At 59.0% G+C, this 11916-nt stretch carries 9 protein-coding genes, 2 tRNA genes and 4 pseudogenes; 7 read left to right on the top strand and 8 right to left on the bottom strand.

All coding sequences use genetic code 11. From position 1 onward, the window contains the following. Window positions 1-93 precede the first annotated feature (93 nt). The gene (locus tag EGT36_RS01255) at window positions 94-549 is read right to left on the bottom strand and encodes a PRC-barrel domain-containing protein (RefSeq protein WP_004442682.1); all 456 of its coding nucleotides are present in this window, start codon (window positions 547-549) and stop codon (window positions 94-96) included. 140 nt (window positions 550-689) lie between these two features. Here EGT36_RS01255 and EGT36_RS01250 point away from each other — a divergent pair, with 140 nt between their 5' ends. Continuing rightward, window positions 690-1109 carry a DUF1801 domain-containing protein gene (locus tag EGT36_RS01250; RefSeq protein ID WP_004442680.1) on the top strand — a complete coding sequence of 140 codons (420 nt, stop codon included), beginning with the start codon at window positions 690-692 and terminating at the stop codon, window positions 1107-1109. 40 nt (window positions 1110-1149) lie between these two features. Here EGT36_RS01250 and EGT36_RS01245 read toward each other — a convergent pair whose 3' ends face one another. Next, the gene (locus EGT36_RS01245) at window positions 1150-2100 is read right to left on the bottom strand and encodes an alpha/beta hydrolase (protein WP_172965613.1); all 951 of its coding nucleotides are present in this window, start codon (window positions 2098-2100) and stop codon (window positions 1150-1152) included. Between the two features lie 198 nt (window positions 2101-2298). Here EGT36_RS01245 and EGT36_RS01240 point away from each other — a divergent pair, with 198 nt between their 5' ends. Then, window positions 2299-2895, top strand: a complete 597-nt coding sequence (locus EGT36_RS01240; RefSeq protein ID WP_004442676.1) for a hypothetical protein — start codon at window positions 2299-2301, stop codon at window positions 2893-2895. A gap of 90 nt (window positions 2896-2985) precedes the next feature. On the opposite strand, the pseudogene uvrB reads toward EGT36_RS01240, so the two are convergent. Next, window positions 2986-5949 (bottom strand): annotated as a pseudogene (gene uvrB, locus EGT36_RS01235) (excinuclease ABC subunit UvrB). A gap of 261 nt (window positions 5950-6210) precedes the next feature. On the opposite strand from uvrB, the pseudogene EGT36_RS01230 reads away from it, so the two are divergent. After that, window positions 6211-6562, top strand: a pseudogene (locus EGT36_RS01230) (DMT family protein). A gap of 102 nt (window positions 6563-6664) precedes the next feature. Then, window positions 6665-7087, top strand: a complete 423-nt coding sequence (locus tag EGT36_RS01225; RefSeq protein ID WP_081859515.1) for a GNAT family N-acetyltransferase — start codon at window positions 6665-6667, stop codon at window positions 7085-7087. On the opposite strand, the gene EGT36_RS31505 is transcribed toward EGT36_RS01225, so the two are convergent. Then, window positions 7032-7295: a hypothetical protein gene (locus EGT36_RS31505; RefSeq protein ID WP_502697443.1), complete on the bottom strand. Its 264-nt coding sequence runs from the start codon at window positions 7293-7295 to the stop codon at window positions 7032-7034. The genes EGT36_RS01225 and EGT36_RS31505 overlap by 56 nt on opposite strands. Window positions 7296-7352: 57 nt before the next feature. Further along, the gene (locus EGT36_RS31500; RefSeq protein ID WP_502697440.1) at window positions 7353-7505 is read right to left on the bottom strand and encodes a winged helix-turn-helix transcriptional regulator; all 153 of its coding nucleotides are present in this window, start codon (window positions 7503-7505) and stop codon (window positions 7353-7355) included. A gap of 144 nt (window positions 7506-7649) precedes the next feature. Here EGT36_RS31500 and EGT36_RS31300 point away from each other — a divergent pair, with 144 nt between their 5' ends. After that, a complete protein-coding gene (locus tag EGT36_RS31300) occupies window positions 7650-7883 on the top strand; it encodes an NAD(P)H-binding protein (protein ID WP_210211220.1) in 234 nt (77 codons plus the stop codon). Between the two features lie 1508 nt (window positions 7884-9391). Here the strand turns inward: EGT36_RS31300 and EGT36_RS30915 are convergent. Beyond that, window positions 9392-9667, bottom strand: a pseudogene (locus EGT36_RS30915) (acyl-CoA thioesterase); the annotation flags it as partial. A 120-nt stretch (window positions 9668-9787) separates the two neighbouring features. Next, window positions 9788-10663: pseudogene (locus tag EGT36_RS01195) on the bottom strand (TrmH family RNA methyltransferase). A gap of 209 nt (window positions 10664-10872) precedes the next feature. Between EGT36_RS01195 and EGT36_RS01190 the strand changes: the two are divergent. Together EGT36_RS01190 and EGT36_RS01185 are read left to right on the top strand one after the other, a co-directional pair. Then, a tRNA-Tyr gene (locus tag EGT36_RS01190) sits at window positions 10873-10957 on the top strand. Between the two features lie 25 nt (window positions 10958-10982). Further along, a tRNA-Gly gene (locus EGT36_RS01185) sits at window positions 10983-11056 on the top strand. 133 nt (window positions 11057-11189) lie between these two features. Here EGT36_RS01185 and EGT36_RS01180 read toward each other — a convergent pair. Beyond that, window positions 11190-11510, bottom strand: coding sequence for a BA14K family protein (locus EGT36_RS01180; RefSeq protein ID WP_004442654.1), 321 nt, complete (start codon window positions 11508-11510; stop codon window positions 11190-11192). Window positions 11511-11916: the final 406 nt, after the last annotated feature.

The following is an 11916-nucleotide window of genomic DNA, read 5'->3' as shown; positions in this document are numbered from 1 at the left end:
GGGCGGTGGGAATGCTGCCTGATGTTTAGACTTCCACGCATGAAAAACCCCCGCGCCGGAGCGCGGGGGGACAAGCCTCGACTGCAGGGGTAATCAGTCGTCCAGCTTGTCGTAATCGAGCTTCGGAGCGTTCTGCAGTGCATCCTTGGTGGTATCGACAAAGGCCTTCCATGTGCCGTTGTCATTATGAACGGCCACGGAGGCCGGATCGAGCACCACGTAGCTTTTGTCGATGCCCAGGAAGCCGCCGACGCTGGCCACGAGGCCGATCACCGCCTTGCCATCGCCGATCACGACGTCTTCGATTTCGCCGATGTTTTCATTCTGGGCGTTATAGATATCCATGCCATCAAGCTGGGAAGCGGTGAGATCGGTCTTCTGGACATTGACGAACTTCAGCGGGCCGGTTGCCTTCGTACCCATGGTAATGCCGGGGCCCGACAAGGTCGCATCCGCGCCGGCAGCAGGAGCCGTGGCAGCCGTCTGGGCAAATGCCACGGAAGAGGAGAGCGCTGCTGCGGCAGCGAGAGCGATGACATTGATTTTCATGATGTTTCTTCCCTTTTTATGCTGAACATTGCGTTCGGGGAAGAAACGGCAAAGAGCGGATTTGGTTCCTCATGGGATGACAGGAAAATTTGGTCTATGGTGAAAAAGAAACAGGCGTGCGTCGAAATCGGGAGGATGTCATGGCGAAAAACACGGTGACTGAAGATGCAGAGCAGACCGCACCATCAGACTTCATCGACCGGAAGATCGCGGAGCTGGGCGACTGGCGCGGCGAGACGCTCGCGCGTGTTCGCGCGGTGATCCAGAAGGCCGATCCGGAAGTGGTGGAAGAGGTGAAGTGGCGCGGCGTTCCGGTCTGGTCGCATGCGGGCATTCTCTGCACCGGCGAAACCTATAAAAGCGCGGTGAAGATGACATTTGCGAAGGGCGCCTCTCTGGAGGACCCGTCAGGCCTGTTCAATTCGAGCCTTGAGGGCAACACGCGGCGCGCCATCGATTTTCACGAGGGCGATGTCGTTGATGAGGAGGCGCTGGCAGCGCTGATCCGCGCTGCGGTGGCGTTGAACGTGGCGGGAAAAAGCGGAAAGAAGCGGGGATAAAGCCGGGCGGTGTCACCGGCAAAGAACGACAGATCGTGATTTAATCGCGGTTGGCATCCGCTGTCTTGTCCCACTCTCCGTCGATGAATTTCAGCGCATCGATGATCGAAACCTTCCACACGGACCAGACGTGATCGCCATCCGTCACCCGCAGTTCGGATTTGCGGTTGTCCGCCTGCAGGGTCTCATGCAGGGCAATGGCACCGCGCCAGAGGAAGAAGCCATCGTCATCTCCCACAGTCAAATAGGTGGCGGGGAGATCCTGACTTTCTGCGACATGCTGTGCGACGAGGGTGAAGACATTCTTTTCGTTAAAGAGACGTGCATCGAAAGGGGTGCCGAAGGCGCCGGAGAAATGATCGCCGGTTGAGGGAAGCACGATGCCGCTGGTGACGGTGGTGCGGTCGACGCGGTGGAAAAAGGCGCTGTCCTGAATGAGCTTGAGTTCGGCGGGTGTCTTGTCGAGATCGGAGGCGGGCACGCTTTGCCAGATGGCGCCCGACAGGCTGGCGACGGCGCCATAGAGGTCCTCGTGGCCGTAGGCGAGATGCAGGGCGCCGAAACCGCCCATGGAAAGGCCAACAATGGCGCGGCCTTGACGATCTTTTCGCACCGGCAGCGTTTTTTCGATCTGGTGGCGCAGATCGCCGGTGAGGGCGGTCTCGTAATCGCCGGGACCGCCGACGGCGGCAGAATCCACATACCAGCTGTTTTTCACGCCGGGCATCACGACAACCAGAGGGCGGATGGCGCCAGCCTCGATGAGCGTATCGAGCGTCTTTTCGATATTGCCGAGATCGCGCCAGCTGTTCTGGTCGCCGTCATGGCCGTGCAGGAGGTAAAGTACAGGCCAGCCGTTTTCGGGCGGCGGACCTTCGGGGCGATAGATATTGACAGGGAGCGGCGCGTTCAGGGCGGCGCTGTGAAAGGTGGCGTCTTGGATATGGCCGGCGAAAGCTGAACCGGAGGACATGAACAGACAGAAGGCCATAAGTTTTTTCGATACATATGGGTCTCCTGTCATCATTCCCGAAAACGATCAACGTTCCTCGGGCCTACGCGTTCCTGATTTCATAATGTTACGGCAATGTTGTTCGCGCAAGTTTGCGCGCGGTCTGGCGATTGCGACGCCGCAAACGTGGTTTGACGAGCCCACTTCATTAAGCTGCTTTTTTCAGGTTCCAACAGGATGACATTGCCATTATCGCGTTTTGCCTGCCTGTCTGTTTTTCTACTGTTCCTCGCCGGTTGCATGACCGTACCGATTTCCAGCATTCCCAAGCTGATGCGGCAGGATTTTCTGACGATGGATTTCGAGCATGTGCGGGTCGGATTGCAACTGCCAGCCAATCTTTCCCTCCGGTCCGGTGACGCCGTGATGATCACCCGGAGCAGGACAGACGGCGCAGCCGAAGAAACCGTTGCGACCTACGCGCTGGTGGCGGATACGGATGCGGCTGCGCTCGCTAAATTCCGGCCGGAAAAACGGGATGGTATGTTGGCGAGCGTATGGCGGGTAAAGCCCGAAGACGTCGGAAGGCTCGCGGAGCTACAGGAGCGGGTGCGCCGTTCCCGCGCTCAGGGTCCCCGTATCAGAGGCAGCACCGAGATCAAGATCGTGAAAGCCTGCTTCAAAGGCACGTTTCCCGCTGGCCCGATCTATTCCTCGATCTATATGAAACCGGCGGAAAACGAAGACTATATTCCCACATCGCTTGATGCGGATCTGGTCAAGCTGTTCGGGGCAACCGCGGTCAAGTCGCTGATCACGCCTTGTGAAGGCTGACAGGCGCCGCCGGCATGCGCAGACGGCGCCGACATGAAAGATGGGAGCCTTAGCCGCTGTTCATGTCAGGCGGGCCTTGCACAGAGCGCATCAGCGGCCCGGACGGCCAGTCTTGCCCTTGGTCCTGCTTTTGCGCTTCTGCTCTCCGGCATCTTCATAGGAACCGGCGCCGATCTTGCCACGGACCAGCGGCCGCGGATCGTCCGTGGAGCGTTCGGGCTGGCCTTCCAGCAGCGGGGAGAACCTCTTGCCGGGTTCGGTCGCGGGCTTATCGGGCACCGCGCCCCTTACGGGCTTTTCGGTACGGCCCACGGTCATCTCGTCCAGCGTGTTCTTGCGGAAAAGCGGTTTTCCTGCGTCGGAGCCCGGACCCATCTCGTCCAGCGAAGGTTTGGCGAAGAGAGACTTCCCGCTTTCGTTCGTGGAAGCGGCATCCCCGTCTGCCCTGCCGGATGTCTCCCCTCAACGGGGGAAATCGACAAGTGGCTCCGTCTGTTGTTTTTCCCGCCGCCTTCGACCGCACGTGCTTCTTCCTTGGCCATGGGTCGTCCATGGTGGCAAGTTCGGCTGCCTTGAGGCGTTTGATTTCGTCGCGCAGACGGGCTGCCTTTTCAAAGTCGAGGTCCGCTGCGGCGTCGCGCATGGATTTTTCCAGCGCGTTGAGATGGGCCTGGAGATTGTTGCCGACCAGATGACCGCCATCGGCGAAGCCCTTGCCGGAAACGCCTGAAATATCGGCTCTTACGTGGTCGCGTTCATATACGGAATCAAGAATGTCGGAGATCCTCGCCTTGACCGATTCCGGCGTGATGCCATGTTCCTGGTTATAGGCCATCTGCTTTTCACGGCGGCGGGAGGTTTCCTCCATCGCCCGCTTCATCGAACCGGTGATATTGTCGGCATAAAGGATGACCTTGCCATCGACGTTACGCGCGGCGCGGCCGATGGTCTGGATCAGCGAGGTCTCCGAGCGCAGGAAGCCTTCCTTGTCTGCGTCGAGGATGGCTACGAAACCACATTCCGGAATATCGAGACCCTCGCGCAGCAGGTTGATGCCGACGAGCACGTCGAAAGCGCCGAGCCGCAGGTCGCGGATGATCTCGATGCGCTCCAGCGTGTCAATATCGGAGTGCATGTAACGGACGCGGACACCCTGTTCATGCAGATATTCGGTGAGGTCTTCGGCCATCCGCTTGGTCAGCACGGTGCAGAGCGTGCGGTAGCCCTTGGCGGCGGTCTCGCGGATTTCGCCGAGAACATCGTCCACCTGGGTGCGGGCGGAGCGCACTTCGACCGGAGGATCGATGAGGCCGGTCGGACGGATGACCTGTTCGGCGAAAACGCCGCCGGATTGCTCCATTTCCCAGCCTCCGGGGGTGGCGGAGACGGAAATGGTCTGCGGGCGCATGGCATCCCATTCCTCGAAGCGCAGGGGACGGTTGTCCATGCACGAGGGCAGGCGGAAGCCATATTCGGCCAGCGTTGCCTTGCGGCGGAAGTCGCCGCGATACATGCCGCCGATCTGAGGAACGGTGACGTGGCTTTCGTCGATGAAGATCAGCGCGTTGTCGGGAATATACTCGAACAGGGTCGGCGGCGGCTCGCCCGGATTGCGGCCGGTGAGATAGCGTGAATAGTTTTCGATGCCGGCGCAGGAGCCCGTGGCCTCCAGCATCTCGACATCGTAGCGCGTGCGCTGTTCCAGACGCTGGGCTTCCAGCAGGCGGCCGGCTTTTTCAAGCTCGGCGAGGCGCAGCTTCAGCTCTTCCTTGATCGACTTGATCGCGCCGTTCAGCGTCGGGCGCGGTGTCACATAGTGCGAATTGGCGTAAATCTTCACCGATTGCAGGTCGCCGGTCTTATGGCCGGTCAGCGGGTCGAATTCGGTGATGGATTCAATCTCGTCACCCCACATGGAAATGCGCCAGGCCGCATCTTCAAGGTGGGCGGGGAAGATCTCGATCGTATCACCGCGCACGCGGAAGGAGCCGCGCACGAAGTTGATGTCCTGCCGCTTGTATTGCTGGGCCACGAGGTCGGCAAGAAGCTGGCGTTGATCCAGCTTGTCGCCTACCTGCATCTGGAAGGTCATGGCCGTATAGGTCTCGACCGAACCGATACCATAGATACAGGAAACCGAAGCGACGATGATACAGTCGTCACGTTCGAGAATGGCGCGGGTTGCGGCGTGGCGCATACGGTCGATCTGCTCGTTGATCGACGATTCCTTCTCGATATAGGTGTCGGAACGCGGCACATAGGCTTCCGGCTGGTAATAATCGTAATAGGAAACGAAATACTCCACCGCATTGTTTGGAAAGAAGTTTTTGAATTCGGAATAGAGCTGGGCAGCCAGCGTCTTGTTGGGCGCCAGAATAACGGCCGGGCGCTGTGTGGCCTCGATCACCTTGGCCATGGTGAAGGTCTTGCCGGAGCCGGTGACGCCGAGCAGCACCTGCGAGCGGTCGCCGGAATTGAGGCCTTCGACGAGATCGGCAATGGCGGTCGGCTGATCGCCGGATGGCTTGTAGTCCGTCACCATCTCGATGGCGATGCCGCCTTCCGATTTCGGCGGACGGGCCGGCCTGTGGGGTGTCCAAAGCTTGCCATCCTTGAAGAGCGGGTTGCCGCTTCAATCAGTTTGGAAAGCGCGTCCACCGTCGCCGTCACCGCGCCCGGTGCCAGGGACTGGGCATCCTCCAAGGAGACATCGAGCCCTGCTACAGGATTGAGACCCGCGGCGGCGCGCGTTTTCGGATCGCTCGACGCGCCGATCGAAACGCCGCGCGCCGTTTTGGACGCGGTGGTCTTTTTCGCCGTCTTTGTGGCGGCCTTTTCCGCTTCCTTGCGCGCTTCTATTTCGATCTTCTTGCGGTGCTTGCCCGCTTCGAAGCGATTTCGCGCTGGGTCTCCACGGAGGATGCTTCCGCATCCGCCTCAAGTTGCTTGACCCAATCGGCAACGCTGCCGCCGAGCGGCGCGCCTTCGAATGACGATTGCGGAGCTTCCTCGAAGCCGAGGCGAGGAGGTGGAGTTTTTCGGTGATCTGGCCATGGGCGAAATATGGAGAGAGTCACGCGCAAAGGAAGGGGAGACAGTGAAAAAATGAGTACAAAAGGAAACGGAGCATGCGGAACAAAATTCCGCCGGATGCGTTGCGTAGCGGCTGAACACGGCCTTGCCGCGATCCGTAGAAATCGATTCCGGTTTCGGCCGGATGCGCTAGAGCAAATCCATTACGGCAGGATGAGGGATCCCCTCAGACTGCCTTCTTCCGCTGCATTTTACGACATCCCTCTTTTTCCAGGACCCATCATGCCGTTCTCAATCAGCCCTGCCCACATCTGGCCTGTCCTGATGCTCATCGCCTCCAATGTTTTCATGACCTTCGCCTGGTACGGCCACCTCAAGCACAAGGGCAGCGCGCTCTTTCTGGCGATTGTCGCCAGCTGGGGCATCGCCTTTTTCGAGTATGTGCTCGCCGTTCCGCGAACCGCATCGGTTCGGAGGTTTACTCCACCGCACAGCTCAAGACCATTCAGGAGGTCATCACGCTCGCGGTCTTCGCGCTGTTTTCGATCTTCTGGCTGAAGGAAGCATCACCATCAACCACGTCATCGGCTTTGCGCTGATCGCTTTCGGTGCTTCCTTCATTTTCCGGTCCTGAATAGGAAGAGACCCGCGCTTTGCCTGCCCAGAACCATCGCAACGGACAAGAGGTGATGTATCGATGAAAATACGGCCTGCAAGACTTGACGATGCAAAGGGAATGGCAGCGGTTCAAAACGAGATATTCGCGGCCGGCCTTCGAAAAGCGCCGACGGACGTCGCGGCGGTGCTGGAGAATTACATCCAGCACGCCGACCGTATCGAGTGTTCGGTCGCGGAGGATGAAGACGGGCATATCCTGGGCTTCCAGTCGCTGCGTTATGCACGGGCGGACAATCCCTATGGCGTGGCGGAAGGGTGGGGCATCATCGGCACCCATGTCAGTCCGCAGGCGGCGCGAAGAGGCGTTGGATCCGCCCTCTTCGCCGCGACGCGCAGGGCGGCGGAGGCGCGGGGCCTCAAGAATATCGACGCCAGCATCGGCGCGGACAATGCGCTCGGGCAGAGTTATTATGATGCCATGGGCTTCATGACCTACCGCCAGCCGGAAGGGTTGGTCTGCAAGGTTTACCGACTGGACTAGATGCGGCGTGCCGCTGCCGGTCGGGTATTGCTCTGATGGTCAGCTGCGATTGTCGTTTTCGGAATATTGCAGGCGGCCTTGCAGATGCGGACGTGGTTTTCGTCGGCCCATTGGACCAGCAATTGCATCGGTACCAGAACGAGCGGCCAAGACCTGTCAGCTCATACTCCACGCGCGGCGGCACCTCGGCATAAAGCGTGCGCCGGATGAATCCATCCTCCTCCAGCCGTTCAGCGTACGGGACAACATCTGCTTGGAAATGTCGTCAATCCTGCGGTTCAACCGTTGAAGCGCAGCACGCCGCCTGCAGCGCTTCGAGAACCAGAAGGCTCCATTGGTCTCCGATGCGGTCCAGCACATCCCGAATGGGGCAGGGCTGCTCGAAGTCGAAGATTTCTTTCGTCTGCGTATCCGACATTTCGATTACCCCATATCCTTGCAGGTCATCGCCATGTGACCAGATCACCGGCTGCTGACTTCTTGCTGCCGGGGACGCGATACATAGCTCTTTCTTTCGGTCTATTATTTAGACCAACGACAATAGCAACAAAAGGAAGAAGCCATGGCTAAAATCGCGCTCATCGGTGCTTCCGGCAATGCCGGGTCCCGTATTCTCAAGGAACTTTCCGACCGGGGGCATCATGTTACGGCCATTGCCCGCAGCCCGAAAGATTGCCACCCTGCCGAACGTCGTTGCAAAGAAAGGCGATGTCTTCGATCAAACCGGACTTCAAAACTGCTTGCAGGTCACGATGCCGTGATCAGTTCGGTGCATTTCACGGCGACGACCCGGTGACGCTGATCGAGCCGTGCGTGCCTCCGGCGTTCCACGCTACTCGTGGTTGGTGGCGCCGGCAGTCTTGAAATCGCGCCCGGTCAGCGTGTCGTCGACCTGCCGGATTTTCCTGCCGCTTACAAGGCCGAGGCCACCAAGGGTGCGGAGTTTCTTGATTTGCTGAAACAGGAAAGCAGCTCGACTGGACCTTCCTTTCGCCTTCCGCCGAGTGAAAGAACGGGCAATTCCGCATCGGCAAGGACATCTCTAAGCAATGAAGATGGTAGCCGCATTCCTTCGAAGACTACGCGATTGCGCTTGTCGATGAAATCGAGAAGCCGCAGCATTCCGCCAGCGCTTCACCGTCGGTTATTGAGAGGTATCACCCATGAATGTCATGACACGTCGTCTCGCCATCGCCGCTCCGCTCTTGCGCCCGCATTGACAGCCGTTCCGGTGCTGGCCGAAACCGCCGGGCGGATTTCGCCCGGGAAGAGGCCAATCGCAAGCTGTGATCGAGTTTACGATACCGTCTTCACAAGCACGAAGTGGAAAAGGGTGCTGCCGTTATGTCGACAGCTCAAGCAGCACAATCCCATGGTCCGGACGGCAAGAACCGTCGTGGATTACTTCACCGGCCACTTCAAGGAAACCCGCAGTCCAAGGCGCGATCGTGAGAAGCGCCGCGGATGGCGACCTTGTCTATCTGCATATTCATTCAACAGAAAAGGACGGAGACGGGGCAGGCCATCGTCGATATTTTCGGGTGACCGATGCAAGATCACCGAGCATTGGATGTAATCCAGCCCGTGCCGGGACGGCGGCGAACAACAATACGATGTTCTGAGGCGACGAACTTTGAGGCAGGCGGCACGCCGGATCGTGCCGTTGCCGGAACGGGTAACTTCAGCCAGAAGATCGTAAGTACGGAATCCAGGCGATCTGGTAAATCAGCGCAAAGATGACGAGAACCGATGGAAACGGCGGTTCTCGATGAAGATCGCCAGCGTGACAAAATGACGTAGATGGCGGTGCGTATAGGTATTCCGGACCAAGTGAGGGCGAGATAGTCCTGGCCCTTCAGCAAAGTATCCCGACATCGGTGACGAAAGCGCTGCCAGAAAGCGAGAACCAGCTTTTGCGGGGAAAGGAATAATCCTATATCCCCTGTACTCCTTCATCTCCGTGGGAAAGAGCAGAACGCACAGGATAAAAACAGCGAGCAGAACAGGATCAGAAAGGAACGCGCCGAAGCCCAGTACATGGCCTGTGGCAGAAGCCGGTGCCCCACCACCAGAAATGCACCGCATCAAAACAGGAACGCCACCAGCCGATGTGCAGGGATAAATCCGTTCTTTTGGGATGCTGGCACGAACCTGCAAGGCCGGTCAGCAATCGGGGCGAGGCCGAGGCCGACCCATGCCCATGACCGCCGCGGGATGTGCGAATGGCTTCTGCGGCGTTGACGGCGGCCTCATCGCTCCTACTCGCCGGAGGAATGGGCGTGTTGCCCGTTTCGTCCATCGCCACATGATGAAGGTGCCGCGGTTACCTTTTCCAGCTTGGTCGTAACGCGACCGCTGCGCCCAGGCTCTACCGTCCCGTGATGGAGGTGCGGCCGACGCGGGAATATCGGTATAGATGGACAGCGTGTCGCCGATCTTCCCGGCGTTCAAAGGCCATTTCCTTGACTGCCGCGTGACCACGCGACGCGAGAGCGTTCCGCCGCAATGCCGCTCGCCAGTCCATCTGTGACATGACCCAGCCCCGAAAATATCGCCGGCCGGATTGGCGTCGGCCGGCATGGCGAGCGTTCTGAGCGTCAGCTCGCCGGTCGTTATGTCTGGTCGGTCATGTTGATGTGCTCCGTGCGAATGACAAAGGCAGATGCGATGCGCTTTTTGATTTCGCAAGAATGGCAAGCGTCAGGACGACGCTTTGCCAGAATTGCTGCGTTGCGTAAAGGCGATGGCCGCCGCGTTCGACACGTTGAGCGATTGATCGCTCCCGGCATATCGAGACGGGCGAGCGCCGAGACCGGTCTCGGGGTCTTCTGGCGCAGGCCCTTGCCTTCGGCGCCGAGCACCAGTGCGATTTTTTCGCCGCTGAAGGTCCGTTCATCGGGGCGGGCCTCGAATCGAGGCCGACCGAGAAGAACCGAGCTTGTGCAGTTCACCAGCGCATCGGCGAGATTGGTGATCTGATATAGGGGATGAGTTCCAGCGCGCCTGAGGCGGATTTCGCCAGCACACCCGACTCGGTCGGGCTATGGCGCATCGTGGTGAAACGGCGCCCGCATTGAAGGCGACTGCCGAGCGCATGATGGCGCCAACATTATGCGGATCGGTGACCTGATCGAGCACGAGAATGAGTGGGCTATCCTTCAGCGCGCCCAGCCGCTTGACCGGCAGCGGCCGGGTCTCCAGCATCACGCCCTGATGGATCGCCTCAGGCCCCAAAACCCTGTCGATATCCTGCGGGGATACTATTTCGACCGGGAAGGGCTGCGCCTCCGCCTCGCCGATATCGAGACGTGCAAAGGCATTCTGGGTAACCGAAAGCTTGACGATCTGCCGCTCCGGATTGGCAAGGGCTGCGCGTACGGTATGCAGGCCGTAAAGGTGCACCTGGTCGGGCGCAAGTTGCGGCGGCTTCCAATCGTCGGCGCCGCGGTTCCGGCGCTTCGACTGCTGCGGGGTCGGAATTTCACCGCGCTCGCGCTTCGCGTCGCGCACGGCACGACGCAGGTTGGCGTAATGTGTGTCGCGGGTGGATTTGTTGTTGGGATCGTCTTTGCTCATGGCGCCTTATATCTCCGGCGCGTTCCGCGCACCAGCCCCCGTGATAATCCACAGGGCTGCAAAGGGGATTGAATTTTTTCCCGAAAATTCGTGAAAGGGCGTGTTGACAGAAACGAACGAGGCCGTCATATACGCGCCACAGACGACGCAACGGCGCTTCGCCGCAGCGAAATCTGAAGAGCTTGGTCGCTTGATCCTCGCAGATAACTGGAGGGATGCCCGAGTGGTTAAAGGGGACGGACTGTAAATCCGTTGGCTACGCCTACGTTGGTTCAAATCCAACTCCCTCCACCATTCTGCACGGATCGAAATCGCCACCGCGGGTATAGCTCAATGGTAGAGCAGCAGCCTTCCAAGCTGAATACGCGGGTTCGATTCCCGCTACCCGCTCCAGCTTCCTCTCAGTAAATCACCTTATCGCTGCGGGACGTGTTTCGCTTCTCCGGGTTGTGCCGTGAGCATTCAGCCGATGCGGTGATGGGCTCTAGTTTATCCTATACGCCATGAATGCCGCTCCGAGTCGCGCTCAATAAGGCGAACGGCACTGGCTTCTTGTGCCTGCGGGCGCCAGGTAGCTGTTATCAGTAGGGTGATAGGAGGCGTAACGCGCCGCGCACCATTTTACGTGATTTATTTCGGCCTGAGACAGGGCGTATCCGTCAGGCGTGGCTTCTTCCCCGGTTCCCGCGGCAAAGGCGGATGCGGGATAACCGCGCTGGCCCGAATTTTGCGCCTGCGTTTCATAGGCTGGCTGTATGAGGCTCAACGCCTCAGCGGGCATAACAAAAGCGGCAGATAATGCGACGCCAAGAGCGAGCGCGGAGATGGTCTTCGGCATCCTCAACATCGATAAATCCTCATTATTCGTTCGGGATGCTAACGAAAATTTAGGAATTTCGTTCCGATGGAGGCTTGACGCCACACGAAGACGTGATTCTTCGGCTTGATCGGAGAGCGTGGGTTCGGATCGGGCCTCATGGGGGAATCCGAGGCGCGGCAGGATGGATTTATGCTCGCTCAACCGGACTTTGTATCCATGCCGCACTGCTCGTTGACAAGCGGAAAATCCGGTCAGATAGTCGACCGGCAATCATGCAAACGGGAGTCTTCAATGTTGAACAGGGTTGTCATTCTCTCATCCTTTGCGCTGCTGGCATCGGCGGCGTTTGTCTCCCCCGCTGCCGCACTCACCATGAAGGAGTGCAGCGTAAAATATCAGGCAGCGAAAGCTGACGGGTCCGCCAAGGACATCA

Source organism: Agrobacterium sp. FDAARGOS_525, from assembly GCF_003938925.1.
In the GTDB taxonomy this organism is placed as follows: Bacteria; Pseudomonadota; Alphaproteobacteria; order Rhizobiales; family Rhizobiaceae; genus Agrobacterium; species Agrobacterium pusense.
Note: the sequence above shows the minus strand (reverse complement) of the source record. Positions and strands in the feature narration are given on the sequence as shown.

What these genes read in the sequence shown, in the direction of transcription:
- EGT36_RS01255 (WP_004442682.1), bottom strand. Translation starts at nt 549, where the DNA reads ATGAAAATCAATGTCATCGCTCTCGCTGCCGCAGCAGCGCTCTCCTCT.
- EGT36_RS01250 (WP_004442680.1), top strand. Translation starts at nt 690, where the DNA reads ATGGCGAAAAACACGGTGACTGAAGATGCAGAGCAGACCGCACCATCA.
- EGT36_RS01245 (WP_172965613.1), bottom strand. Translation starts at nt 2,100, where the DNA reads ATGGCCTTCTGTCTGTTCATGTCCTCCGGTTCAGCTTTCGCCGGCCAT.
- EGT36_RS01240 (WP_004442676.1), top strand. Translation starts at nt 2,299, where the DNA reads ATGACATTGCCATTATCGCGTTTTGCCTGCCTGTCTGTTTTTCTACTG.
- EGT36_RS01225 (WP_081859515.1), top strand. Translation starts at nt 6,665, where the DNA reads ATGGCAGCGGTTCAAAACGAGATATTCGCGGCCGGCCTTCGAAAAGCG.
- EGT36_RS31500 (WP_502697440.1), bottom strand. Translation starts at nt 7,505, where the DNA reads ATGTCGGATACGCAGACGAAAGAAATCTTCGACTTCGAGCAGCCCTGC.
- EGT36_RS31300 (WP_210211220.1), top strand. Translation starts at nt 7,650, where the DNA reads ATGGCTAAAATCGCGCTCATCGGTGCTTCCGGCAATGCCGGGTCCCGT.
- EGT36_RS01180 (WP_004442654.1), bottom strand. Translation starts at nt 11,510, where the DNA reads ATGTTGAGGATGCCGAAGACCATCTCCGCGCTCGCTCTTGGCGTCGCA.